The sequence below is a fragment of the Acinetobacter sp. TGL-Y2 genome (genome assembly GCF_001612555.1).
Lineage (GTDB): Bacteria > Pseudomonadota > Gammaproteobacteria > Pseudomonadales > Moraxellaceae > Acinetobacter.
In genome coordinates this window covers 1533188-1557592 of record NZ_CP015110.1, presented here as the reverse complement: position 1 = coordinate 1557592, position 24405 = coordinate 1533188, and the positions used below count along the sequence as shown (strand labels likewise).

26 protein-coding genes and 1 pseudogene are annotated in these 24405 nt (G+C 40.3%); 13 read left to right on the top strand and 14 right to left on the bottom strand.

Translation table 11 applies throughout. From position 1 onward, the window contains the following. Positions 1-118 precede the first annotated feature (118 nt). Together AMD27_RS07300 and AMD27_RS07295 are read right to left on the bottom strand one after the other, a co-directional pair. On the bottom strand, positions 119-760 hold the full coding sequence (locus AMD27_RS07300) for a YidB family protein (RefSeq protein WP_067658360.1): 642 nt from the start codon (positions 758-760) through the stop codon (positions 119-121). 109 nt (positions 761-869) lie between these two features. Beyond that, on the bottom strand, positions 870-1337 hold the full coding sequence (locus AMD27_RS07295) for a DUF6231 family protein (protein ID WP_067658357.1): 468 nt from the start codon (positions 1335-1337) through the stop codon (positions 870-872). A gap of 32 nt (positions 1338-1369) precedes the next feature. Here AMD27_RS07295 and AMD27_RS07290 point away from each other — a divergent pair, with 32 nt between their 5' ends. Further along, a complete protein-coding gene (locus AMD27_RS07290) occupies positions 1370-2242 on the top strand; it encodes a DUF2797 domain-containing protein (protein WP_067658354.1) in 873 nt (290 codons plus the stop codon). A gap of 60 nt (positions 2243-2302) precedes the next feature. Here the strand turns inward: AMD27_RS07290 and lpxB are convergent, their stop codons facing one another. Continuing rightward, positions 2303-3475 (bottom strand): lipid-A-disaccharide synthase, encoded by a 1173-nt coding sequence (gene lpxB / locus AMD27_RS07285; protein ID WP_067658351.1) that lies wholly within the window; start codon positions 3473-3475, stop codon positions 2303-2305. Between the two features lie 350 nt (positions 3476-3825). Here lpxB and AMD27_RS07280 point away from each other — a divergent pair, with 350 nt between their 5' ends. The 3 genes from AMD27_RS07280 to AMD27_RS07270 all read left to right on the top strand — a co-directional run bounded on the left by AMD27_RS07280 (position 3826) and on the right by AMD27_RS07270 (position 6506). Next, on the top strand, positions 3826-4710 hold the full coding sequence (locus AMD27_RS07280; RefSeq protein WP_067658348.1) for a sulfite exporter TauE/SafE family protein: 885 nt from the start codon (positions 3826-3828) through the stop codon (positions 4708-4710). A gap of 126 nt (positions 4711-4836) precedes the next feature. Beyond that, positions 4837-5928: a 3-deoxy-7-phosphoheptulonate synthase gene (locus AMD27_RS07275; protein ID WP_067658345.1), complete on the top strand. Its 1092-nt coding sequence runs from the start codon at positions 4837-4839 to the stop codon at positions 5926-5928. Between the two features lie 53 nt (positions 5929-5981). Continuing rightward, a complete protein-coding gene (locus AMD27_RS07270) occupies positions 5982-6506 on the top strand; it encodes a protein tyrosine phosphatase family protein (protein WP_067658342.1) in 525 nt (174 codons plus the stop codon). A gap of 95 nt (positions 6507-6601) precedes the next feature. On the opposite strand, the gene ispF is transcribed toward AMD27_RS07270, so the two are convergent. Continuing rightward, positions 6602-7087, bottom strand: a complete 486-nt coding sequence (gene ispF / locus AMD27_RS07265) for a 2-C-methyl-D-erythritol 2,4-cyclodiphosphate synthase (protein ID WP_067658339.1) — start codon at positions 7085-7087, stop codon at positions 6602-6604. Positions 7088-7188: 101 nt separating this feature from the next. Between ispF and AMD27_RS07260 the strand changes: the two genes are divergently transcribed. Continuing rightward, the gene (locus AMD27_RS07260) at positions 7189-7842 is read left to right on the top strand and encodes a hypothetical protein (RefSeq protein ID WP_067658336.1); all 654 of its coding nucleotides are present in this window, start codon (positions 7189-7191) and stop codon (positions 7840-7842) included. A 59-nt stretch (positions 7843-7901) separates the two neighbouring features. Here the strand turns inward: AMD27_RS07260 and AMD27_RS18430 are convergent. Continuing rightward, positions 7902-8057 (bottom strand): annotated as a pseudogene (locus AMD27_RS18430) (GNAT family N-acetyltransferase); the annotation flags it as partial. A 97-nt stretch (positions 8058-8154) separates the two neighbouring features. On the opposite strand from AMD27_RS18430, the gene AMD27_RS18100 reads away from it, so the two are divergent. Continuing rightward, the gene (locus tag AMD27_RS18100; RefSeq protein ID WP_067656902.1) at positions 8155-9102 is read left to right on the top strand and encodes an IS30 family transposase; all 948 of its coding nucleotides are present in this window, start codon (positions 8155-8157) and stop codon (positions 9100-9102) included. On the opposite strand, the gene AMD27_RS07255 is transcribed toward AMD27_RS18100, so the two are convergent. The 5 genes from AMD27_RS07255 to AMD27_RS07235 form a co-directional block, all read right to left on the bottom strand. Continuing rightward, positions 9041-9580, bottom strand: coding sequence for a GNAT family N-acetyltransferase (locus tag AMD27_RS07255; protein WP_081405944.1), 540 nt, complete (start codon positions 9578-9580; stop codon positions 9041-9043). The genes AMD27_RS18100 and AMD27_RS07255 overlap by 62 nt on opposite strands. A 253-nt stretch (positions 9581-9833) precedes the next feature. After that, positions 9834-10688 carry a DMT family transporter gene (locus tag AMD27_RS07250; protein WP_067658333.1) on the bottom strand — a complete coding sequence of 285 codons (855 nt, stop codon included), beginning with the start codon at positions 10686-10688 and terminating at the stop codon, positions 9834-9836. A gap of 76 nt (positions 10689-10764) precedes the next feature. Continuing rightward, positions 10765-11802 carry a class II fructose-bisphosphate aldolase gene (fba, locus tag AMD27_RS07245; RefSeq protein WP_067658330.1) on the bottom strand — a complete coding sequence of 346 codons (1038 nt, stop codon included), beginning with the start codon at positions 11800-11802 and terminating at the stop codon, positions 10765-10767. Between the two features lie 136 nt (positions 11803-11938). Next, positions 11939-12217: a hypothetical protein gene (locus AMD27_RS07240; RefSeq protein WP_067658327.1), complete on the bottom strand. Its 279-nt coding sequence runs from the start codon at positions 12215-12217 to the stop codon at positions 11939-11941. Positions 12218-12352: 135 nt separating this feature from the next. Next, complete coding sequence (locus AMD27_RS07235; RefSeq protein ID WP_067658324.1) at positions 12353-13540, bottom strand: phosphoglycerate kinase; 1188 nt, start codon at positions 13538-13540, stop codon at positions 12353-12355. Between the two features lie 140 nt (positions 13541-13680). Here AMD27_RS07235 and AMD27_RS07230 point away from each other — a divergent pair, with 140 nt between their 5' ends. The 5 genes from AMD27_RS07230 to AMD27_RS07210 all read left to right on the top strand — a co-directional run bounded on the left by AMD27_RS07230 (position 13681) and on the right by AMD27_RS07210 (position 18652). Continuing rightward, positions 13681-14064, top strand: a complete 384-nt coding sequence (locus tag AMD27_RS07230; protein WP_067658321.1) for a DUF2237 family protein — start codon at positions 13681-13683, stop codon at positions 14062-14064. After that, positions 14064-14669, top strand: coding sequence for a Maf family protein (locus AMD27_RS07225; protein WP_067658318.1), 606 nt, complete (start codon positions 14064-14066; stop codon positions 14667-14669). The genes AMD27_RS07230 and AMD27_RS07225 overlap by 1 nt, the downstream gene beginning before the upstream one ends. 210 nt (positions 14670-14879) lie before the next feature. Beyond that, positions 14880-15527, top strand: coding sequence for a hypothetical protein (locus AMD27_RS07220; protein ID WP_150115761.1), 648 nt, complete (start codon positions 14880-14882; stop codon positions 15525-15527). Positions 15528-15650: 123 nt separating this feature from the next. Continuing rightward, positions 15651-16817, top strand: coding sequence for a cupin domain-containing protein (locus AMD27_RS07215; RefSeq protein ID WP_067658312.1), 1167 nt, complete (start codon positions 15651-15653; stop codon positions 16815-16817). Positions 16818-16981: 164 nt separating this feature from the next. Beyond that, the gene (locus AMD27_RS07210) at positions 16982-18652 is read left to right on the top strand and encodes an FMN-binding glutamate synthase family protein (protein ID WP_067658309.1); all 1671 of its coding nucleotides are present in this window, start codon (positions 16982-16984) and stop codon (positions 18650-18652) included. Between the two features lie 71 nt (positions 18653-18723). On the opposite strand, the gene AMD27_RS07205 is transcribed toward AMD27_RS07210, so the two are convergent. Genes AMD27_RS07205 through AMD27_RS07190 form a run of 4 tightly spaced genes read right to left on the bottom strand, consistent with a single transcriptional unit; the run spans position 18724 to position 22539 of the window. Continuing rightward, positions 18724-19752, bottom strand: coding sequence for an alpha/beta hydrolase (locus AMD27_RS07205; RefSeq protein WP_067658306.1), 1029 nt, complete (start codon positions 19750-19752; stop codon positions 18724-18726). Beyond that, entirely contained in the window at positions 19752-20951 is a 1200-nt protein-coding gene (locus tag AMD27_RS07200) for a YdcF family protein (protein ID WP_067658303.1), read from the bottom strand. The genes AMD27_RS07205 and AMD27_RS07200 overlap by 1 nt, the downstream gene beginning before the upstream one ends. 8 nt (positions 20952-20959) lie before the next feature. Then, a complete protein-coding gene (gene murB / locus AMD27_RS07195; RefSeq protein WP_228140727.1) occupies positions 20960-22015 on the bottom strand; it encodes a UDP-N-acetylmuramate dehydrogenase in 1056 nt (351 codons plus the stop codon). Further along, positions 22012-22539 carry a low molecular weight protein-tyrosine-phosphatase gene (locus tag AMD27_RS07190; RefSeq protein ID WP_067658300.1) on the bottom strand — a complete coding sequence of 176 codons (528 nt, stop codon included), beginning with the start codon at positions 22537-22539 and terminating at the stop codon, positions 22012-22014. Before AMD27_RS07190 ends, murB begins: the two co-directional genes overlap by 4 nt. A 113-nt stretch (positions 22540-22652) precedes the next feature. Here AMD27_RS07190 and AMD27_RS07185 point away from each other — a divergent pair, with 113 nt between their 5' ends. Both AMD27_RS07185 and AMD27_RS07180 read left to right on the top strand, forming a co-directional pair. After that, positions 22653-23810: an iron-containing alcohol dehydrogenase gene (locus AMD27_RS07185; protein ID WP_067658297.1), complete on the top strand. Its 1158-nt coding sequence runs from the start codon at positions 22653-22655 to the stop codon at positions 23808-23810. 144 nt (positions 23811-23954) lie between these two features. Continuing rightward, complete coding sequence (locus AMD27_RS07180; RefSeq protein ID WP_067658294.1) at positions 23955-24392, top strand: acyl-CoA thioesterase; 438 nt, start codon at positions 23955-23957, stop codon at positions 24390-24392. The last annotated feature ends 13 nt before the right edge of the window (positions 24393-24405 follow it).

Genomic DNA, 24405 nt, shown 5'->3' with positions numbered 1-24405 from the left:
TGGGCGACTCACAATAGCTGACTCCCAACCTATTCAAAACTATGATTATTTTTTATAAAAAAACCAACTCGATTCAAGTTGGTTTTTTTCTAGGGTTATGCTTTGTAGGCTTTAGTCTTTATTTTAAAAAGCCTGAAACCAAATTCATGACATTTTGAATATCTGAATTGGCTTCTTGCTGGTTAGTTTCACCAGCTTGTGGTGTTAATGAATCAATAATTTCTGGAAGTACTGAAGAAATAGCGCCATAGACCTCTTGCGTTGGGACTTGTGCTTTTTCTGCTACTTGTGCGACATCATTTTGATCAAATAAATTTTGAACCGCTTGAGGGTTAATGTTTGCGTTTGCACCTGGACCCGTAGACACCCAATCATCCACCTGACTATTTAAGCCCTGACCTTTAAGTTGATCAAGCGCGCCTTGTAAACCGCCATTTTTTTGAATCCACCCCAAGACCAAAGGAACAACTGCAATCAAAAGGGATTGTGCATTAAAACCGCCTGCTTTTGGTGCTGAATTTTGGGCTTGACCTCCTGTTAAACCACCGAGTACTGAACCTAGGATTCCGCCTAAACCACCTTGTTGCTGGTTTTGCTGCTGATCACTTTGTTGTGGGTTTTGCTGCTGACCGCCCAAACCGCCCAGTACAGAACCTAAGATTCCACCTAGACCGCCTTGCTGAGATTGTTGACCGTTTTGTTGACTGCCACCTAAAGCTTGTTTTGCCAATATTTCTACGATATTGCTTAAATTTGTCATAATGTTGACCTCAAGAGTTAATGTTCAAGCTGATCATACAATTCTTTATAAATAATATATGAAAGATAATTGTTGTAATTTTAATGATGTTAAATGACTCAAGACCATTTTACCAACGGAATTTGTTCCAGTGCTCTGGATTGGCCCAAAATTTCGAATTAAACCAATCTGGCACATGCTTATAGGTCAAAATATTAAATTGCCAAAAAGCTAAATTTATATCCGCTGAACTATGTTCAATTAATTGCGTAAATCCAAGACTACGCAGTAACTGTGAATCTTCAACAGAAGCCAGCACCACAATCCGCTTTGCCCATAAGTCACGAAGCTTAACCAAAATTTGGGTTTTTTGAGGTGAACTTAATGCTTTAAGTGATTCTGTATTGAAGAGGACAACAGCTAAGTCATATCTTTGTGTAAAAGGGAGAATTAAAAATTCAGTTACGTTAAAATGTGTCCATTGAATCGTTTGATACTGGTCTAGGCTGAAGTTTTGCCCCAGACACAATGCAGTAGAGATCGGCTGTTGTTTAGATAAATCGTCGAGCATCGACGTGATGACATTTTTCTCAGCCATGTACTGCACCTTTATAAAGAGAGAATTGAAACATGGAACTACAAGGCATTTGCCACAAAATGCATGCAGGTCTTAGTCACCTCAGTGTAACCGAACAGCAAATACACAAGGCAAATGTTGAATATAAATTTATCTTAGATCGCGCTGAAATTAACCTGCCTTTTCATTTGGGTCAAGAAATTGAACTCGAATGGACAGGCAAAATATTTTGTGTTTCATGTGGGGCAAAAACGCCGAAGTCCTATTCGCAAGGACATTGTTTTAAATGCATGAAGACCAAAGCATCTTGCGATATGTGTATTATGAAGCCTGAAACTTGCCATTACCACTTGGGCACATGCCGTGAAGAGCGTTTTGCGCAAGAAGTGTGTTTTCAGCCGCATATTGTTTATTTGGCCAATTCGAGTGCGCTTAAAGTTGGGATTACCCGTTTAGGGCAAATGCCAACGCGCTGGCTAGATCAAGGTGCAACGCAAGCACTGCCCATTATGAAAGTCGGTTCACGTCGTTTATCAGGGCAGCTTGAAGTCATGTTTGGCGCGCAAGTTGCGGATAAAACCAATTGGCGTAAATTGCTCAAAGGTGAATCTGATCCCATCGACTTAATTCAAATCCGAGACAGTTTACTCGATGAGTTTGAGCCTCAAATTGAAATGATTCGTGATGAGTTCAGTATGAGCTTGGACTTTAACGAAAATGTTGAAATTTTGGAAAATGAATTACCACGTGAATTTGTGTATCCGGTCGATCATTATCCAGAAAAAATTATTTCGCATAATTTAGACAAAACCCCAATCATTCGCGGCAAATTGCAAGGGATTAAAGGTCAATATCTGCTCATGGATACAGGCGTGATCAATATTCGTAAATATACAGGCTATGAGCTGAAAGTTCGCGCAGAGTAAGCACTATTAAAAGTTCCATCAAAAAAAGCCTCACTTATTGAGGCTTTGTTTAAACTCTGGTTACTTGACCAGACCTAAAATCGCTTCTACGGGATCTTCACTGTGATCTGATAGTAAATGCTTATGCATGGTGAGCAACTGCATCGACTGAATTTTTGAATGTTCAATATTCATCAATTTTTCAATTTCCAGTGCAAGTTTCTCAGGCGTTGCGTCATGCTGAATCAGCTCAGCAATCACTCGTTTACCCGCAATAATATTAGGCAATGAATAATACGGAATTTTAATCAGCCATTTCACAATCTGGTAGGTCAACCAATTCAATTTATAAAAGGTCACCATCGGTCGATGCAACAGCGCGGCTTCTAATGTGGCTGTGCCTGATGCCAAAGCCACAATATCACTCGCGTCCATGACCATGCGACCAATTTTGGATTCAGTCCCTGTATTTTCTAATAATGTTATTTTTGAACGCAGCTGCTCAGGATAAGTAATCAATATCGCTTCGATTTGCTGCTTACGCGCATCATTAATCGCGGGGATTAAAAACTCATAATCTGGATGTTTTTGCAGAATTAACTGTGCTGCATCTAACACCAAGGGTGCTAATTTTTCAATTTCCCCACGGCGACTACCTGGCAGTAGTGCAATATGCTTTTGATCAACCGCTAAACCTAAAGCCTGCTTGGCAGCTTGAATTGGATTGACTAAGGGCAATTGATTGGCCAACGGGTGTCCTACAAATGCCGCTTTTACTGCAAATTTTTCAAAAAATGATTTTTCAAAAGGAAATAAACACAAGACCAGATCAATAGTGGCCTTAATGCCATGCACACGTCCTTGACGCCATGCCCAGACCGAAGGACTGACATACTGCACCGTTTTAATCGGTAGATTTTTCTGTTTGATAGTTTTAGAGAGGCGTAAATTAAAATCAGGCGCGTCAATACCTATAAAAATATCAACTGGGCTGTGTGTCCATGTTTCTACTAAGCCATCCCGAACTGCGAATAATTTCTTAATATCTTTTAAGACTTCAACAATCCCCATCACCGATAAAATCTCCATCGGGTAATAGCTTTTAAAGCCTTCTGCAATCATTTGAGGACCACCAATACCTTCAAACTCTGCATCTATACCCTGCTCGCGAAAACGTCGAATCAGTTTAGCACCCAAAGTATCCCCAGATACCTCACCCACCACTATTCCTATTTTAAGCTTTCGATTTTGCAAGACATTGTTCCTTCAGATTCAGCGCCCTTAGCATAACATAATCATCCATTCATGCTGCTGATCAATGTGAGCATCCATACGCCTCAGGATTCAATGACGCTTCAACATGTGTGGACTTCAAGCCCGTTATTGAAGTGATACATATCTAGGTATTTTTCAGGGTCATTTAGGCTAAACATTCTGATGCTATGATAGTTAAAAGCTAAATTTATAAAATTTCATCAGTTTGTTTTCTAATAAAAATCTGAGGTGCTTTAGCTTTTTTTCGAATAAGTAAATCAATTATCAATACAACTCTATATATGAAAAAACCCTAAGATATGCGGGATTTTTGATATGTTGCATTTGTTATGTTGGGTTCCGTAGAGTATATATTGGCAGGCGTTTTGGTAGGCTTCTGTGTCGGCGTGACAGGGGTTGGCGGTGGTTCTTTGATGACGCCGATTCTCATTGGGTTATTCAAAATTGAACCTCACATCGCCATTGGTACAGATCTGCTTTATGCCGCAATTTCAAAATTCTGTGGTTCATTCGTGCATGCAAAAAAACTCAATATTGTTTGGCCTATTGTGCTTTGGCTTGCGCTCGGTAGTATTCCAGCATCGCTTGCCACGACTTGGGTATTGGACAACTATTTAAGCCAGTCGACGCACTATAAAGCTATCCTGACGATGGTATTGGGCTTTATGCTGACCTTGACTGGGGTGTCTATTGTCTTTCGCACTCAAGTGGAACGCTTCTTTAGCAAATTTGGTAAAAAGCTTGAACCTCAAGAAATAGAACAAGAACGACAACGCTTTAAAGACAAACGTTTTTACATTCTAATTATGGGTGTGATTCTCGGAGTTTTTGTAACCTTATCCTCTGTGGGTGCTGGCGCATTTGGTATTATGGCGCTCATTATCATGTTTCCCAATTTACCTATGATTCGCATTATCGGTTCAGATGTAGTGCATGCCGTGCTGTTAACCTTGGTTGCAGGCATTGGGCATATGAATTCAGGCAATGTCGACTTTAATCTTCTGATGTGGTTATTAATCGGCTCTATTCCTGCAATCATCATCGGTACTTTGCTCAGCTCACACCTGCCCGAACGGATCATCCGTAAAATTTTGGGCATTACCTTATTTGCCATTGGGATCAACTTTATGTTAAACCCAGTCAAATCAAAACCTGTGCAAGCCCCTGAACAAGTTACGATGATCAGCACTGCACAAATTCAACAAGTGGGTTAATTGATTGAGTTACGCACAGCGTGATTCACGTCTTAATTGGTGTTTTATATAGCAGCACATTGATTAAAACGTGTTATATTCAAGCAACTAACAATATTTATGTATCTTCTAATACCAGTGACGGCAATGAATACACTACAGTCTAATACCATTACACAATCAGATATCAACGATGTGAATGTTCAAAGTTTTCAACCTCTTGTGACACCTGCTCAACTTAAAGCAGAACTTCCGCTCAATGAAAAAGCATATCAAACTGTGCTGAATGGTCGTGAAACTGTTCGTCAAATTTTAGATGGTCAAGATAAACGCTTGTTTGTGGTCATTGGACCGTGTTCCATTCATGACGTCGCAGCAGCGCATGATTACGCTGACCGTCTTAAAGTATTAGCAGAAAAAGTCAAAGACACCTTATATATTATTATGCGTGTGTATTTTGAGAAACCCCGTACGACTGTGGGTTGGAAAGGTCTGATCAATGATCCAGACATGAACGATTCATTTAATATCGAAAAAGGTCTGCGTTTAGGTCGTAAACTTTTGCTCGAATTGAATGAGAAAGGTCTGCCGTGTGCAACTGAAGCACTTGATCCGAACTCACCGCAGTATTATCAAGATCTCATTTCATGGTCAGCCATTGGCGCACGAACTACAGAAAGCCAAACTCACCGTGAAATGTCCTCTGGTTTATCGTCTCCTGTCGGCTTTAAAAATGGTACAGATGGCGGTTTAACCGTTGCAACCAATGCGATGCAATCTGTAAAACACGGTCATAGCTTCCTTGGTTTAAATGATCAAGGTCAAGTGTCTGTGATTCGCACCAAAGGCAACCCCTATGCTCACGTGGTTTTACGGGGTGGAAATGGTAAACCGAATTACGATGCAGGCTCAGTTGTTGATGCTGAAAATGCATTGGCAAAAGCTAAAGTCAGCACCAAGATCATGATTGACGCAAGTCATGCGAACTCGAATAAAGACCCGTATTTACAACCGCTTGTACTGAAAAACATCACTGAACAAATTCTAGATGGCAATAAATCCATTGTCGGTATTATGGTGGAGAGCCACTTAAAAGGCGGACGCCAAGATATTCCTGAAAATCTTTGCGATTTAGAGTATGGTAAGTCTGTAACGGATGGTTGTATTGATTGGGAAACCACAGAGAAAGTGCTGCTAGAGATGGATGCAGCCTTAAAAGATGTGCTGCCAAATCGATAATTGAATGATCAACGCCATCTTTGAGATGGCGTTTTTTATGTAGAAGACAATTTATGAATCACCTTGAATCAGAATTAAGTCATGTTCCTTATTTTCAATTTGTTCATGACCATTTGTTCAGCTCTGGACAACCGACCGCTGAACAGCTTAAACAAATCAAAGAGTATGGCGTAGACACGGTGATTAACCTTGCATTTACAGATGCAGAGCCACACTTGGACAATGAAGATCGCATTTGCGCTGAACTGGGATTGAACTATATTCAAGTTCCGATTCACTGGGATATGCCCACGGATGAGCAGTGTTTATTTGTTTTAGATCTGATTGATCATTTGGTTCAACATAAAATGGTTTGGATTCACTGCTCTAAAAACAATCAATGTAGTAGCCTGATGTATTTATATCGCCAATATTTTATGGATATGGATATGCCGACTGCACAAGAACTGATGCATGAGGTTTGGGAACCCAATGAAACATGGACAGGTTTAATTCACGCGGTAGCTCTACAACTTCAAGGTCGAAAATCAACCCAAGATTTACAACAATCCTTAATGAATGCAGATCAATATTCCTAACTATTTACATTATTTAGCGACTTAGCCAGTGAGTTTCACTGGCTTTTTGCCCTCCAATTGCTCTCGTCTCAACGAGAATCATTTTGAATTCTTATTTAATGATGTGTAACCAGAACGCTCGCAGTCGCAAGAATCCCTTCTTGACGCCCTGTAAAGCCGAGTGTCTCTGTCGTGGTCGCTTTAATACTGATTTGATTGACATCAACCTCTAGAACATCTGCAATGCTTTGACGCATGGCCAAATTATGCTTCGCCAGTTTTGGTCGTTCACAAGCCACCGTGATATCAGCATTCGCTAAGTGATAACCTCGATCCATAACCAACTGGTAGACATGCTTTAACAACACACGACTGTCTGCGCCTTTAAAATTTTCATCCGTATCTGGGAAATGCTGCCCAATATCTCCCAATGCCAGCGCACCCAATAAAGCATCACTCAAAGCATGTAAAACCACATCACCATCAGAATGCGCTTTTAAACCCTGTGTATGTGGAATCTGAATACCCGCCAAAGTAACGAAACTTCCTCCCTCAAATGCATGTACATCAATTCCTTGACCTATTCGAATGGGTACAATCACGTTCAGCTCCTTTTAATGCAGATTTTAAAATTGAAATCTTGTAATCAAGGTTTCGAGTTCGCTATAGTAGCGAGGCAAACATTGTAAAAGTATAAGCGATCATGTTGTTGAAAAATGTATCGAATCCGATTAAAACAATAGTGTCTATACTATTTTTAGGACTCTGTGGAAGTAGTCTGGCTCAAGCGCAGCCTTTGCGTTGTGACCGTGCAGACTCCAAAATTGATCACTCAAAATTCTGTGTAGACACGCTTAAAGACTTACGCCAAGATTTAAATGAACAACTGCTGACGACCTATCTGGTGACGGATGCGCCTTTACGTCTAATTGATGACACGCATCAGCTCTGGTTAGGCCAAACTCAACAATGTAAAAGCTTGGTATGTTTTAAACAACAGTTCAATGTGCGCATTGAAGACCTCAATGTCTACACCTCCATGAATCAAACGCTGACCCAACATTATTTAAAGTATGAAAATGGTCAAATAGCCAAGCAAACCGTTCATTTAAAGATTCACCAGCTGAGCAAAGATCGTATTAAGATTGAAGGTTTGGCTTACCGCAATCCAAATAATCGAGTCGAAACTCGCGCTGTGCCCTTACTTGCTTATACAACACCTCAAAAAAAGAATGAAATTATCGACAATGAACATGACTGCAAGTATAAGCTCAATTTTCAGAAAGCTTTACTTCGGGTGAGTAGTCAACAATCAGGCTGTGAACGTTTTGTGGGGATGTATCGATTATATGATTAGAAAATTAAGTTGATTTCAATCATTGATATTCTTATTTTAAAATTTTAGTAAACTGCATATTATTTAATTAAAGAATGAAGATGTCTTTTTACACCTTTCCATTCGTTTTGAATAATACTGTACATCACAGTATCACGAATTGTTCCATCCTTACGTAATGCATCACCACGAATTAAACCATCCTTTGTTGCACCCAAACGTTCAATTGCACGCCTTAGATTCTCAAACGAAGTGCAACAGAGATTAATTTTAGGTAGGAAGTAAAATGAGATAGCATTCTGCTTCCAGACCGACCAAAGTCAAAGTTGCATCATGAACTATACTCATCTTACCCAAGAAGAAAGATATCAGATTTATACATTACTACGCGAAGGTTTTTCTACGCGTCATATTGCCCTCAGATTGGCTCGTGCTCCCTCTACAATTTGTAGAGAGATCAAACGTAATCGTAATAGAAATGGCTACTTTGCTAAACATGCTCATAAACTGGCTAAAAGACGCCATATCTCGAATCATAGAACTGTAAGTTCCTCCCTATTGCAACAGATCGAAAGCTATCTTGCTTTGCAATGGAGTCCCGAACAAATCGCTTCTCACGTAGCTATCAGTATGCATTCAATCTATCGATATATTCAGCAAGATAAACTCAAAGGAGGCAGTCTTTATCTTCATTTACGTTTTAGAAATCAACGAAAAAGAAAGTATGGACAACCAGAAACTCGTGGGATGCTCAGTAACCGTAAAAGCATTCACGATAGGCCACACATCATTGAGAAGCGATCACGTTTTGGTGATTTAGAAATAGATACGATTGTGGGCAAAAATCAGCAGCAGTCTTTAGTTTCAATTGTAGATAGGAAAACAGGCTATCTTTGGTTAAAGAAATGTAGCACTCGCAAGAGTCAGGCGGTTTGTGAAGCCACTGTTGACTTGCTGGCTCCAATCAAAGAGAAGTTAAAGACGATTACTGCTGATAATGGCAAGGAATTTAGCCTACATGAACAAATCGCGAATGAACTGGAAATAGAATTCTACTTTGCAGATCCTTACAGTGCATGGCAGAGAGGCACAAATGAGAATACGAATGGTCTGATCAGGCAATACATCAGAAAAGGAAGTGATCTAAATAACTACACGGATGAATATATTTCAGAGATTACTAAGCGTTTGAATCATCGCCCAAGAAAAAGACTCGGATTTAAAAGTCCGAGTCAGGTATTACTCCAAGAACATGGTGTTGCACTTCAAGTGCTAATCTAAGGTTAAAAATATCGGTACGAAATCCGATAGTTTCTACGTCTAATTGATCAAAAGCATATTGCAACAATAAAAACTTACATACAGTGTTTACATGGGTTCGCTGTACAGATTCTGCATACCATGTATAACCTATTTCAAACCGTTTTACGTTCAGTTTAATATCGTGATAACTGGTTGTTCCTAAAATTTTTCCTGTACTTTTTTCCATCACCACAAAAGGATATCGACTTCCTTCAGCTTTTTGTTTGAGTGCATGATCGATATAGTTTTTTACTTCGGTGTAATGCGGCGTAGAAGTGATGTTTAGCTTCCATAGTTCACCATCTTTCGTCGCTTCAGCCAAGCCCTGTTCATGCTCATGCTCATGCTCATGCTCATGCTCATGCTCATGCTCATGCTCATGCTCATGATTTAAAAGAATAAGACAAACATTATTTTGACTGAGTTCAATAATCGCTGAGAATATATTACATTTCATAGTTTTCTACTTATTTACATTCTGTTTAGGAGCCTTCCAACCTAAAAGCTTTACAGTTTTATAGGTATATATCATTGTAATGGTTGAATTTTCATCTTACTCATCTTTTTCCACATTTACCAACTGAAAACTGATGCCCGAGTATTCCAATCGAATGAACCATCGAAAAAAGTATTATATTTTTTCATTTTCACCATTCATCCCTTACATTAAAATAATTCTTTGTCACGACTCTTCTTCTAGCACATCATCATTAAATCGCCAGTGCTAAACACACAACCCCTGCTATACCCAGCAAAATCCCAATGGCTAGGCTTAAATTTAATCGCTCCTTAAAGACGATTAAGCCTGCAATAACACCAAGTACCACGACCAATATATTCATACCTGCAAAAACGATCGCGGGTGAGTCTTTGAGTAAAATATGGGCTTTGACATAAAGTGCAATATTGGCGAAGTTCAAAACACCTAAAAGCAATCCTGCAGCTAGATTCTTGGTTGACCAATCGGTTTTTTGCAGAGCAAGATATCCCACACATAACACAAAGGCCACGATAAACATCAGGTTGAGTGACACCGCGAACTGCAAACCTAGGCTGGTGGTGTATTTTAATAAAACATCAACCAGAGCATAGCCGATCCAGACACAGAGCAAATAAAGCATGGCTTTGTGGCTTCGATTTGAAGTCATCGTTGCTACGGAACGGGTCAAGATGATGATGACTACTGCAAGCAAACCAAGCACAATACCCACCCATTTTAAGGTGTTAAATTGTTCATTAAATAAAAAGTAAGCTGCGGCAAGCGACAACACCACAGATAAACGCTGTGCGATTTCTGTTTTTAGAATACCTACGCTGTCCAAAGATTTTGATAAAAAAAGAAAAATTGTAGGTAAGACGATCCCTAAAATTGCGATTAACCACCACGGCGTATCCTGTACTGAAATATGCACCAGATCAGGTTTAAACCAGAAAAAACATAAGATGCTACCGACTGCATAATTCCATGCAATTATTTGCAGCATATCAAAGCCTTTGGTCTTGGCTATTTTAAGTAAAATTGAGACCAGCACACTACATAATGCTGCCGAAAAGATCAGTTCCATTGTCTACTCTTTTTAATTTCAAGAAAAAAAACCCACACAATGTGCGGGCTTTTTTAGTATAAACAATTTTTAAAAATTATTTATACCGATCAACCATTTTCTCTAAAGAGATTGGGCGAATCTTATCTGCATGACCCGCTGTACCAAACTGAGTATAACGATCTACACAGATTTGTTTCATTGCAACAACAGTTTCTGCAAAGAATTTACGTGGATCGAATTCGCTTGGTTTCTCAGCCATCATACGACGCATTGCGCCTGTAGAAGCTAAACGCAAATCTGTATCGATGTTAATTTTACGAACACCGTGTTTGATTGCTTCAACCAATTGCTCAACTGGAACACCATAAGTTTCGCCGATGTTACCACCGTATTGATTGATCACAGCCAACCATTCTTGTGGCACTGAGCTTGAACCGTGCATCACAAGATGTGTATTTGGCAATGCCGCATGAATTTCTTTAATGCGGTCAATCGCGAGGATGTCACCTGTAGGAGGACGTGTAAATTTGTACGCCCCGTGAGATGTACCAACAGCGATTGCAAGCGCATCAACATTGGTATCTGCAACAAATTGAGTTGCTTCTTCAACAGAGGTCAAAAGTTGAGAATGATCAAGAACGCCTTCAGCGCCTACGCCATCTTCTTCGCCTGCCATACCGGTTTCAAGACTACCCAAGCAGCCAATTTCACCTTCCACAGAAACACCACAGGCATGTGCCATTGCAACTGTACGACGCGTCACATCGACGTTATATTCGTAAGATGTAGGTGTTTTACCATCTGCGCCCAATGAACCATCCATCATCACTGAGGAGAAGCCCAATTGGATTGAACGCTGACAGACATCAGGGTCTGTACCATGGTCTTGATGCATAACCACTGGAATATGTGGCCATTCTTCAATTGCTGCCAAAATTAAATGACGTAAGAAAGGAGCGCCTGCATATTTACGCGCACCCGCAGATGCTTGCACGATTACAGGTGAATTCGTTTCATCTGCGGCCAACATAATTGCGCGCATTTGTTCTAAGTTGTTTACGTTAAACGCTGGTACGCCGTAATTGTGTTCACCGGCGTGATCCAAGAGCTGGCGCAATGAAATAAGAGCCATAGTTTCCTCCCAGGTAATGCTTCATATTCTACCCTGTCATTTATTTCAAATCAGCAACAAATGACACTATTTAAAAAAAAATCCCCGCTTTTGCAGGGACTTTTCACAATTTGGAGATAAATTCGCTCAAAATACATTATTGAACAGTTGATACTTCCGCTTCTGTATCTGCGGTTGCTGGATCCGCAGGTGCATTTGCAATTTCCGCAGGAATATCGGTATTATTTTTGTCTTGTTCAGGTTGATCAATGGCATCAATCGCAGCTTGTTGTTCTGGCGTCACTTGAGATGAATCATTTACCACAACTTCAGAGGCACTGCCTTGTTCTGCTGCAGGCGCACTTTCTTGTTTTGAACATGCCGTTAAAGCAAAGGGAATTAAGATTAATGCTGCAATTGAAAGTTTAAAATTCATTTTCATTTCCACAAAGACGGTGAATCATGGGGTTAAATTTTATTGCAAAAATGTGACATTTTGATGACTAAAATAAGACCAAAAAAAGGGCTGAATTTGATCAGCCCTTTTTTCAACTCAATTAAATCGCTTTTATTAAGCCCGTTCGAATAGCACAGCCACGGCTGGAAGGGTTTTACCTTCTACAAATTCGAGAAATGCGCCGCCGCCTGTAGAGATATAACCAATCTTGTCTGCAACGTTATATTTATCAATTGCAGCCAAAGTATCACCACCACCCGCAATGGAGAAGCCGCTCGATTCAGCGATTGCTAAAGACAATGCTTTCGTCCCTTCACCGAATTGATCCACTTCAAACACACCCACTGGACCATTCCAAAGAATGGTTTTTGAGGTTTTTAAGATGTCAGCGAATACTTTCGCTGTTTCTGGACCTACATCCAAAATCATATCATTATCAGATACATCTTCAACTTTCTTGACCACTGCTTTTGCAGTAGCCAACGAACCCAAGAAGTCTGAAAAAACGATTTCTGAAGCATCAGCAACAACCACGTCTGTTGGAAGCGGAACAGATACTTTTGCAGCAATGGCTTTCGCCGTATCAATCAAGTCTGTTTCACATAGTGATTTACCCACATTGAAGCCAGCCGCCGCCAAGAAAGTATTGGCAATACCACCACCCACAATAATCTGACCACAAATATCTGAAAGTGAAGTGAGAACATCCAGTTTCGTTGATACTTTTGAACCGGCAACAATCGCAACCATTGGGTTTTCAGGCGTTTTAAGCGCACGACCTAAAGCATCTAATTCAGCTGCCAAAAGTGGCCCTGCTGCTGCCACAGGCGCTAAACGTGCAACACCTTCAGTTGATGCTTCAGCGCGATGCGCTGTACCAAATGCATCCATGACGAATACATCGCAAAGCGCTGCGTATTTTTGAGCAAGTTCGGGATTATTTTTCTTTTCACCATGGTTAAAACGTACATTTTCAAGCAAAACCACTTGACCTGCTGCAACATCTACACCATTTAAGTAGTCAGTGACTAAAACCACATTTTGACCCAAAGCTTCAGTCAAATATGCCGCCACTGGCGCGAGTGATTGTTCAGCTTTTGGCTCACCTTCAACAGGACGACCTAAATGAGAACATACGATTACTGCAGCGCCTTTTGCCACCGCTGCTTTAATTGTGGGTAATGCCGCACGCAAACGTGCATCACTTGTAATCTCACCATTTTTTACAGGGATGTTTAGGTCTTCACGAATCAGAACACGTTTACCTGCTAAATCGAGGTCAGTCATACGCTGAAAGTTCATGTATAGCTCACTTTATAGATATTAAAATCGCGTAGATTCTAATTGATTATGTCTAAAAAGGTTAGTAACTTTTGCATAAAAGCTGTAGAAAACTTTTGTTTTGATTATGATAGCAGTAGACCCATTGAATATATAAGCTTATGTCCATTCATCCTGATCCAAAAATCAATCTTTTAAATGTCCTTGGTGAATCATTGGCCAGTTGTTGCTTTGATCCCATTACAGGTTATTTTCGTAACGGTTTTTGTCATACAGCGCCTTCCGATTTGGGGCAACATACGGTTTGCGCCGAAATGACCTCAGAATTTTTAAGTTTTTCTCAAAGCATTGGCAACGACTTAACCACACCTTTACCAGAAGCTGGCTTTCCAGGAGTGAAACCAGGTGATTTTTGGTGCATTTGCGTGACTCGTTGGGTTGAAGCCTATCAAGCGGACATGGCGCCTAATGTCAAACTTCAAGCCTGCCATCAAGCGGTCTTGGCTTATGTGCCTTTAGACCTGCTTATGGAATACGCTGTTTAATGAATAATTTAGTTAGTCAGCCAGAGATTATTCTGGCTTCAAGTAGCCAAACCCGTAAAGACTTAATGGATCGTTTGGGTTTGGTATATCGCTGTGTCTCACCCGAAATCGATGAATCTCCACGTGGTGAAATACATGCAGATGATTTAGCCAAAAGATTGGCCTTTGAGAAAGCCAAAGTGATTAGTAATCAATTTCCAAATGCAATTGTGCTTGGTTCAGATCAAGTCGCTTGGCGAGAAGGTGCGCCAGATATTTTTATGGGTAAGCCTTTAACGGTTGAAAATGCCATTAAGCAACTGCAAGCCAACTCAGATCATTTTGTTTATTTCAGTACCGCTTTAAGTGTGCAGCAACAATCCACGTGTTTTGAACATACAATCGTTGAGCATTATAAAGTCAAATTCCGCACATTGAGTTTGGCTGAAATAGAACGTTATGTTGAGCGGGACCAACCCTTACACTGTGCAGGTAGTTTTAAATGTGAGAGCTTAGGCATCAGTTTATTTGAACAGATGATTGGGCAAGATCAGACCACACTGATGGGCATGCCCATGATTCAGTTGTGTGCAATTCTGAGAAAACTAAAATTACACATACCCTAAAAGTCACCTTAAAAAGAATCATTTTTTATAAAATAATACATTAAGTCTCAACTATTTTATTCTTAAGTCGACTAGAGAGGTCAATCTATGCATATAGAAAACTGGCTGGAATATCAAAATATTATGGATAAAATTGATCTAGAAAATTCAAAATATGAAATGAAGTTTAAAGAATTACAAGAAAAAGATCTCGAGTAATCACTTGATTTATTGCAATTACAGACTGAATCCATAAATCAATTTTCAATCGAGTTATTTTCATCTTTTAATCCAGAACATGAGGATATAAAGAAAATAAAAGCGTTATGGCTTCAGATATTAGATATGCAGCGTCAGGACCACAAGGGTGAACTGAATCTAGATTATGGCGACTATGAGGAAATGAGTGAACTACTTGAACATATTGATGATTTAAATGAGACTGCTGAAGAAGCGACTTTTTCTTACTTTTTAGGGCACTCAAGTTCTCCATATATATTAGATTGGATAAACTATCAAAACCTCAAGAATCATTTAGATGATCAAGAGACTGTATTGGCAAAACAACATATCGTTCAAGTAGGTAAAGCTGAAGAATCTGAGCAAAATGAGCTGGCAAGAAAATTTATAAAAGACTCTATTGCACTCAAATTAAATATTTTAAATAAATTTAATGCTTATACACCTGAGCTAAAAGATATTATTGAACAAAAAAAAGAATATTTAAAAATTGGAGAAATTAGGAATACCCATTTTACTAGCAACCCTTCACTTGAAAATGAATATCGAACGTATATTGATGAGACTGAGAAACAGATCAAAGAGATGGAAATCTCTTTAGAGCGAAATTCATTAAGACTAATGTTTGATTCTATTTAGTATTATTCAATCACAATTTTAGTCCCTTCAAATATTAGGGCTATTATTTTAGCTTGCTTAAGTTGTTTCAAACGTAAGACAATAGTTCTAACGTAATGTTTTAAATTTGCTTAGGCTATTCCCATGTCCCAAACCCTTGATGTTCTTGGTAACATCACCGCTGAACAATTTCTTGCTGAATACTGGCAGAAAAAACCTCTTTTGGTCCGTAACGCAATTCCTGAAATCACTGGTCTTTTAGAACCTAAAGACGTAATGGAACTTGCACTGGATGAAAACATTACTGCGCGGTTAATTAAACAAAAAGACAAAGATCCAAATCAATGGACTGTAAAATCATCCCCTCTAATTAAAGGTGATTTTCAAAAGATGCCTAAGCTTTGGACGCTTCTGGTTCAAGCTGTAGATCATTATTCATTTGATATGGCTGAAATGTGGAAAAAATTCCCCTTTATTCCACAGTGGCGTCGTGATGACATTATGGTGTCATATGCACCAAAAGGTGGTTCAGTCGGTAAACATTTTGATTTCTATGATGTATTTTTGGTTCAAGGTCACGGTCATCGCCGTTGGCAGTTGGGTCAAATGTGTGATGAATCAACCGAATTCGTTGCAGGACAACCGCTCAAACTTCTTCCTGAAATTGAAGTGAGCTTTGATGAGGTTTTAGCGCCGGGTGACCTGCTCTATGTTCCACCGGGACTTGCACATTACGGTGTTGCTGAAGATGAATGCTTAACCTATTCATTTGGTTTTCGTATGCCAAATGTCGCAGACATGATGGACAGCGTTGGTGATACTTTCTCTAAATACGATATTTTGAGTAATCCATTACAGGATATCAAACGTGATCAAGCCACTGCCATTGGTGAAATTACCTCATTAGAACTTGAATACATGCGTGAGAAACTACTTACTCAGTTGCAAAGTCCGCATCATTTAAACGATGCCCTAATGTGCCTCATTTCACAGCCGACCTACCCTGAAAACATCCCTGAAAATGATGCAATTGGTACAGGTGATCTTGAAGAAGCACTAGAAGCGGGTTATTCAATCAAACTTGAGCCTGCTTCACGCTTACTTTATAGCAGCGTTGGTGACGAAACGCGCTTTTGGGCGAATGGTGAAAGCTTAAATATTTCTACTGCATTTTCAGCAAATTTGAAACTGATTGCAGACGGGCAAGCCATTCCTTTAAATGAATCGCTGTATGATCAAGACATTTTAGATGATCTTGCAGAACTGTTAAATTCATCCATTGTGATGTTGTTGCCTGCAGATGAAGTTTAATTTTACTTAAGTTCTATTTGAGTAAGGTTTAAAATTAAATTGCGCAATAGTTAGCCTTGAAAATTGTACTAATTTTTAAGGCTAACAAATGAATACTTGAGATTTTTCATTTATCTTCGCTATTGTCTTTACATTAAAATTTTTGAATATTTTGGATAACAATAATGCCCAGCCCAGCGCAAGCAATTAGACATAAATTGCTCAATACTTTTTTTTCCAGACATTCGATTTGGTTTGCCTGTATTCTCATTGCCTTAAGCATTACGTGGCTTAGGTTGTTCTATGAACTTCACTATATCTATTATTTTTTATCTGACAGTTTTATCAACATTATTTGGCTGATTACCAGCATTTTAAGTGTCATTGGATTGTATGACGTCCTTCAAAACAAACATTCGATTTTAAAAAATTACCCGATTATGGGTCATTTTCGATTTATATTTGAAGATTTTAGACCTGAAATTCGTCAATACTTTATTGAATCTGATCAAGATGCACTGCCTTTTTCGCGTATGCAGCGTAGCCTCGTGTATCAACGTGCTAAAAATGAAAATGCCGATAAACCTTTTGGCTCAATCATTGACGTGTATCAGCAAGATTATCGTTTTATGACCCATTCGCTTGCACCTAAACATCCATCTGACACCTCGACCTTCCGAGTTAAAGTTGGAAATGATCAATGTAGCCAACCGTATAGTGCATCGATCATGAACATTTCCGCTATGAGCTTTGGCAGTTTAAGTGCAAATGCGATTCGTGCCTTGAATATGGGTGCGCAAATGGGACAGTTTTATCATGATACGGGTGAAGGCAGTCTAAGTCCATATCACTTGGAAAATGGCGGCGATATTGTCTGGCAAATTGCCAGTGGCTACTTTGGCTGTCGTACGCCTGATGGTCTTTTTGATCCTGAAAAGTTTGCTCAGCAAGCCAAACTGCCTAATATTAAAATGATTGAGCTGAAGCTCTCTCAAGGTGCAAAACCAGGTCATGGTGGAATATTACCTAAGCATAAAATCACGGAAGAAATCTCGCAAATTCGTGGTGTACCGCGTGACCGCGATTGTATATCACCACCGAGCCATCCGAGTTTTAGTACCCCGATTGAAATGATGCATTTCATACAGAAGTTGCGGGACTTATCTGGCGGTAAACCTGTGGGCTTTAAGCTGTGTTTAGGTCAACCATGGCAGTTTATGAGCATTGTTAAAGCGATGTTAGAAACCAAAATTGTCCCTGACTTTATGGTGATTGATGGTTCTGAAGGCGGTACCGGTGCCGCTCCGATTGAGTTTAGTGACAATATTGGTACCCCACTGCGTGAAGCGCTACTTTTTGCACATAACACCTTGGTCGGTGTCGGCTTACGCGATCAAGTGAAAATTGGTGCCAGTGGTAAAATCATCAGTGCTTTTGATATTGCCAGTACCTTTGCTTTGGGTGCGGATTGGGTCAATTCTGCCCGCGGCTTCATGTTTGCTGTCGGTTGCATTCAGGCACAAAGCTGTCATACCAACCAGTGTCCTGTGGGTGTTGCAACGCAAGATCCAGATCGCCAAAAAGCGATTCACGTTCCTTCAAAAGCAGAACGTGTATTTAGCTTCCATAAAAACACCTTGCATGCACTTTCGGAGATGATTGCCGCTGCTGGACTTGAACATCCAAGGGATATCAAAGCACATCATTTGGCACAGCGGGTCAATGATCGTGAAATCAAGAATTATGCACAATTGCATTTTTGGTTAAAGGACGGTGAGTTATTACATTGTAATGACAAAGATGAAGAAAACTTCTACTTCCGTATGTGGAATTTAGCGCGTGCAGACCAATTCTAATAAGTAGATTTTGAAGCATAAAAAAGGAGCTTACTGCTCCTTTTTTTCATTTAATTGGTTAATCCATCATGCTAGTAATAACCTTTACCCGTCTGCGCATGTAAAAATGCAGGGATTAAACCCGTCAATGCCGCTCGGATATCCGCCCGCTCATTGATCAATTGATGAGAGCCTTCTTCTAACATGAGCAAGGTTTGCAAACGAAATTTACGACGAATAAATTCAATATTATAACGCCAGTCTACCGTTTGATCTTGCGCACCTTGTGCTAACCAAACAGGAATACGACAGGCAGGACGTTCTTCCATTTCTTGCATCCACTTGGACATCGCCAAAATCCAATCCATCCCCATCATTCTCGGTTGCAAGGGATCTTTTAAGCGCACAAACCGCAGAAACTCAGGATTGTGATTGTTGCGCTTAAAGTGACGCGGGACTTCACGTTTAATCCGGCGAATGATCCCCAGACCGACAGGATTATGCCACCATGAGGTTTTGGCAGGTCTGACCAAGGGCGACAGCAACAATACGCGCTCCACGATCGGATTTTTTCTCAATTGGGCATATTCAAGCAAATGATGCATCCAAATTGCGCCCCCAGTACTTTGCCCAATCCCAAGCCACGGTTGTGGCAGTTGATCGGCATTTTTCACATACTGATGTACTGCATGCAAGACTTGCTGGTAGTGATCAAAATTTTGAATACTGGCGGCGTTGCCATTACTTAAACCATGTCCTGGCAAATCATAAGTGAGTACGCTAAAACCCTGATCTAGCAGTTCACGAATAATCGGCTGATAAATGCCGCTGTGTTCCAAATAACCGTGTAGTAAAAACACCGTGCCTTTTATTTTTTCAATATTTGGCTGATAGACTTGGACATGAAGTTTAAACAGCGGCATTTTAATATAGCCTTGCCAAAACTGCCCCTCAAGCTTGTCTAAAGCATATAAGTGCCGATAAGCCTGAATGTCCTTGCTCGGTATAAATTCACGATTGAGATTTAAAGGCTCGAGCAATAAAGGGGTTGAATTTCGATTCGGAATAGGCAAATCCAGCTGAGTCAATACGCTTGGATTTAAAAAAGGAATATCAGCCATTAGGGCACCTCTCTACAGCCGCTAGAACCAAACAAAACATCACGAATGGTGGCCAAAAGTTCGTAATTAGCACGGCGACTGTGGTCATAGTTTTGTTTGCTCGGCTTCCAATCCGTTAAATCAGTCAGCATTGGGGCTTCGACCGGAATGGTCTGAATGCCATTGAGCGCAAATAAACGTCTCGTGCGTGGCATGTGATAGCGGTCTGTAATCAATAACACGGTGGGTGCTCCTCCTTTTTTTTGTAATAATAGAGAGCTAAAACGGGTATTTTCGCAGGTGTTCATACTGCGATTTTCAAGTAAATTTGCTTCAACGCCTTTATTTGCCAGCCACGCTTGCATGTAGGGCGCTTCGACACCGCTTAAAACAATAGGCAGCTGGGTTTGCTTTTCGATTTCTAAGGTTTTTTCTAAACGCAGTCGAGTATATTCATTAACCACAATATCAATTTTATTACTGCCTAAGGTTAAGCCCCCGCCCAAAATAACAATGGCATAAGGCTTTTTGCTGTCTATTGGACTACTTTCATTTTGATTTTGAATATGGGCGATATCTTTATATATTTGCGTATCCAAATGTTCAGGTTGTTCGATTTCAATTGGATGATGTTGTAAAAAATACTCGAATTTTTCTTTCAATGCTTTGTCTGCGTCACTTTCAGGACTCAGCCAGTCGAAGGCAAATTCTTCTGATCCTATTGCTTCTGATCCTGTTGCTTCTGAAGCACTCAGGTCTGATGCAGCGCTCTTGGAAACTGATCTTTCGGAAACATCGACTTCTGAAGTACTGGTGTCATCGACAACCAAAGGAATTTTAAATTTAGCACTGCTTTGCGCTTGTTGTTCGCTTTGTTTTTCAAGTTTAATTTGTTGTTTTAATTTCACATAACGTGCTTGAATCAGCGCAAGTTGATCGGTTTTTTTATCTTTTAGGGTTTGCTCAATCACATCTAAATAGGCCTGACGCGCAACCCATTCATCAGAGCCGGGTTCTAAATTTTCAGTTTCAGTCAAGGCTGCCATTTTTTGACTTTGGGCTGCGACTTCATCCACTTCATACGGCACGAAGGTGTTTAAAGTTTTCACCACCAAATTTGAATAAAATGGCGTATACCAAAACACCAAGAAACAGCCGATCATCACAAAGAGTAAAGCCACCATTCGTACCACGTTGATCATCCAGTGTTGATTCGGCATAGCGTCCTTTAGATTGAATGTGATTGGATTAAACCCGCTGAATTAAACAGCACAGGTTCAGGCTCAAGTAACACGCTAAACTTTTGTACCACATCTTGCTGCACAGCGCGATATGTTGCTTGTACATCATTTAGATTTGCTTGTGCATAATTCACCAAAACCAAAGCTTGTTTTTCAAACATACCGACCTGACCTAAGCGGTTGCCTTTCCAGCCAGCTTGATCAATTAGCCATCCTGCAGCGATCTTTACAGTTCCATTTCCCTGATCATAATGCGGAAGACTTGGAAATTGAATACTCAATTTTTCATACGCTGCTGCTTGAATAATCGGATTCTTAAAAAAGCTTCCAGCATTCGGATATTGTTTTGGATCAGGCAATTTACTTTGACGAATTTGAATCACCTGTTTTTCTAAATTTTCAGCAGTGAGCTCATTCCCCATCGCCGCTCTTAAGTCGCCATAATTGATCTTAAGTTCTGGTTGTTTAAGTAATTTAAACATCACGTGGGTAATAATATAGCGCGTTGGATCTTGTTTAAAAATACTGTCACGATAGGCAAACTTGCAATCTGCGGCTAAAATTTGACTAAAACATTTTTCTTTACGATCGTATGCTTCGACTAACCGAATGAATTCACCGACTTCTACACCATACGCCCCAATATTTTGTACAGGCGACGCACCCACCAAACCCGGAATGAGCGCCAGATTTTGTAACCCGTAAAATTGATGCGCGGTAGTCCACAACACAAAGTCATGCCATGACTGACCTGCGCCGACACGGAGCGTATGAGTTGATTCATCTTCTGCCACATACTCAATGCCTTGAATATTCATATGAACTACGAGCGCATTGATCGATTCAGGTAAAAGCATGTTGCTACCACCTGACAGAATCATCACATTCAGTTTGTTGTCTGACGCATAGCTCAATGCATCAAGGAGAGCGTCTTTATGATCAATTTGAACATAATGTGACGCGACTGAATTCAAACTTAGAGTATTCAATGATTTGAGTTCGACATTGGTTTGTACATCAATCATGCTGGTTTTTATACTCATTTGGTCGTTGCAGTATTTTGACTGAACTGCTGTTGAAGATATTCTACCCACGCTTGACTGCTCGATTCGCATTGGTCAAGTACCTGCTCAAAGCCATCTGCTTCGCCATAGTAAGGATCAGGCAAGGCTTGTTTTGGGTAATCTGGATCGTGCTCACTCATCAAGGCCACTTTTGCTCGAATGACGTGTTTACCGTGATGGTGAATAGTTTGCGCTAACAGATCTTGAATGTGCTGTAGATTTTGCATATCCATGGCCAAAATCAAATCAAAATCCAAGAAATCTTGTTGAATCAATTGTCTGGCACGCAATGTTGATAAATCATAGCCGCGCTTAAGCGCATGTTTTTGACTGCGCAGATCTGGCGCTTTATTAGGATGATAATTACTGGTGCCTGCTGAGTCGATCAGAACGTCTAAACCTGCGCCTGCACAGACTGCTTTTAACACCACTTCAGCCGTAGGTGAACGACAGATATTTCCCAGACAAACACATAATATTTTGTATGGCATTTTAGTCGTCATAACCGTCTCAAAAGTTCATATCTTTTACAGTGGCTTATGTTAAGTTATTTATAGGATGAATCCTATAGAACACCAAAACAATAATGTTGAATAATTGCGAAAAAGGAGAAGCAATGCGTCCATTTCAATTTCAAACTGTGAGCAACATTATTTCAGGTTTAGGCTCAATTCAAGAACTGCAAAAAATTCTGGTTGAACGTTCATTTCGGAAAGTCCTGTTGGTGACCGATGCGGGGATGATCGAACATCAGCTTCACGTACCTATTTTAGACATCTTGGATGCGACAAAAAGCGACTTTGTCATATACTCTGACGTTCAAGCCGATCCGCCTGAACATATTGTACTCAGTGCGGTTGATTTCGCCATTTCACATGAAGTCGATGCTGTGATTGGCTTTGGTGGAGGCAGCTCCTTAGACGTTGCCAAAATCATTGCCATATTGGCAGACCCGAAACAAACTCAAACCATACAGGATCTCTATGGCGTTAATCATGCCAAACATCCCAGACTGCCGCTGATAGTGATCCCAACCACCGCAGGTACAGGTTCAGAAGTGACACCCATTTCCATTGTCACCACGGGTGAAACTACCAAAACTGGCATTGTCTCCCCCGTTCTGTATGCAGATATCGCTATACTCGATGCACACTTCACCCAAAGTTTACCCACCCATATTACCGCAGCAACAGGCATTGATGCGATGGTGCACGCGATTGAAGCTTACACCTCTAAAATCAAAAAAAACTTTTATGCAGACTTACTGGCAAAACAAGCTTTAAGTTTACTCAATCAAAATCTGAAACGTGTTTTAGCAGATGGTTCAGATCTTGAAGCTCGTCAAAATATGCTGGTCGGTTCCATGCTCGCGGGTCAAGCCTTTGCCAATGCTCCGGTTGGCGCTGTGCATGCCTTGGCCTATCCGCTGGGGGGGCATTACCATATCTCGCATGGTCATAGTAACGCTCTAGTGCTTTTGGAAGTATTAAAGTTCAATGTACCTGAAGCCAAACAGCATTATGCGGAGCTGATGCAGTGGATTGACCCTTATAGCAAAGGCAATACCGATGGGTTGTGTGATTTGTTTATTGATCACATGCAACGACATTTAGACGCTAGCGGATTAGCCTTGAAACTAAGCTCACTTGGCGTGCAACGTGAACATTTGCCGAAGCTTGCCGAAGATGCCATGCTGCAAAAGCGTTTACTGCAAAATAATCCGAGAGACATGCAGTATTCAGATGCACTGAATATTTACCAAGCGATTTATTAAATATTGTATTAAACAGTTCATTAAACAATGCCTAAAACAATTTGAGATCGAAACAGGATTCAGCGTCGTTCAATAAGCTGCATAGCCACCAAATATTGATTTAAGCGCATTTAGGTTTAACCAAAGGGATGATGAGAAGCAAGTATGAAAATTCAAACACAGACTCGAGACCAATACCGCTTCATTTTTCCCATTCAAACACGCTGGGCAGACAACGATATGTATGGTCACGTCAACAATGTCACTTATTACAGTTACTTTGACACTGCCGCAAATGCGTTATTGATTGAAAAAGCAGGCTTTGATATTCGTCATTCTGACATCATTGGTTTGGTGGTACAGTCCAGTTGCCAGTTTTTACAAGAGTTGTCCTATCCAGAAATTATTGACGTGGGTGTTGCCATTGAAAAAATAGGGACCTCTTCACTCACTTACCAATTGGCCATTTTCAAACAACATCAAGATCAAGCGTCTGCCCAAGGACATTTTGTACATGTATTTGTGGATCGTAAACAGCGAAAAAGCACCCCAATTCCCTCAGAAATGCGCGATGCTTTGGCTGAATATGTCATTAAAGTCTGAAGTTACGGCATTT

Coding starts and splice junctions, on each gene's coding strand:
- AMD27_RS07215 (WP_067658312.1), top strand. CDS start 15,651: ATGTCCCAAACCCTTGATGTTCTTGGTAACATCACCGCTGAACAATTT.
- AMD27_RS07210 (WP_067658309.1), top strand. CDS start 16,982: ATGCCCAGCCCAGCGCAAGCAATTAGACATAAATTGCTCAATACTTTT.
- AMD27_RS07275 (WP_067658345.1), top strand. CDS start 4,837: ATGAATACACTACAGTCTAATACCATTACACAATCAGATATCAACGAT.
- AMD27_RS07180 (WP_067658294.1), top strand. CDS start 23,955: ATGAAAATTCAAACACAGACTCGAGACCAATACCGCTTCATTTTTCCC.
- AMD27_RS07190 (WP_067658300.1), bottom strand. CDS start 22,539: ATGACGACTAAAATGCCATACAAAATATTATGTGTTTGTCTGGGAAAT.
- AMD27_RS07290 (WP_067658354.1), top strand. CDS start 1,370: ATGGAACTACAAGGCATTTGCCACAAAATGCATGCAGGTCTTAGTCAC.
- AMD27_RS07230 (WP_067658321.1), top strand. CDS start 13,681: ATGTCCATTCATCCTGATCCAAAAATCAATCTTTTAAATGTCCTTGGT.
- AMD27_RS07280 (WP_067658348.1), top strand. CDS start 3,826: ATGTTGGGTTCCGTAGAGTATATATTGGCAGGCGTTTTGGTAGGCTTC.
- AMD27_RS07240 (WP_067658327.1), bottom strand. CDS start 12,217: ATGAATTTTAAACTTTCAATTGCAGCATTAATCTTAATTCCCTTTGCT.
- AMD27_RS18100 (WP_067656902.1), top strand. CDS start 8,155: ATGAACTATACTCATCTTACCCAAGAAGAAAGATATCAGATTTATACA.
- AMD27_RS07270 (WP_067658342.1), top strand. CDS start 5,982: ATGAATCACCTTGAATCAGAATTAAGTCATGTTCCTTATTTTCAATTT.
- AMD27_RS07300 (WP_067658360.1), bottom strand. CDS start 760: ATGACAAATTTAAGCAATATCGTAGAAATATTGGCAAAACAAGCTTTA.
- AMD27_RS07225 (WP_067658318.1), top strand. CDS start 14,064: ATGAATAATTTAGTTAGTCAGCCAGAGATTATTCTGGCTTCAAGTAGC.
- AMD27_RS07235 (WP_067658324.1), bottom strand. CDS start 13,540: ATGAACTTTCAGCGTATGACTGACCTCGATTTAGCAGGTAAACGTGTT.
- AMD27_RS07260 (WP_067658336.1), top strand. CDS start 7,189: ATGTTGTTGAAAAATGTATCGAATCCGATTAAAACAATAGTGTCTATA.
- murB (WP_228140727.1), bottom strand. CDS start 22,015: ATGAGTATAAAAACCAGCATGATTGATGTACAAACCAATGTCGAACTC.
- fba (WP_067658330.1), bottom strand. CDS start 11,802: ATGGCTCTTATTTCATTGCGCCAGCTCTTGGATCACGCCGGTGAACAC.
- AMD27_RS07295 (WP_067658357.1), bottom strand. CDS start 1,337: ATGGCTGAGAAAAATGTCATCACGTCGATGCTCGACGATTTATCTAAA.
- AMD27_RS07185 (WP_067658297.1), top strand. CDS start 22,653: ATGCGTCCATTTCAATTTCAAACTGTGAGCAACATTATTTCAGGTTTA.
- AMD27_RS07250 (WP_067658333.1), bottom strand. CDS start 10,688: ATGGAACTGATCTTTTCGGCAGCATTATGTAGTGTGCTGGTCTCAATT.
- AMD27_RS07205 (WP_067658306.1), bottom strand. CDS start 19,752: ATGGCTGATATTCCTTTTTTAAATCCAAGCGTATTGACTCAGCTGGAT.
- AMD27_RS07200 (WP_067658303.1), bottom strand. CDS start 20,951: ATGCCGAATCAACACTGGATGATCAACGTGGTACGAATGGTGGCTTTA.
- AMD27_RS07255 (WP_081405944.1), bottom strand. CDS start 9,580: ATGAAATGTAATATATTCTCAGCGATTATTGAACTCAGTCAAAATAAT.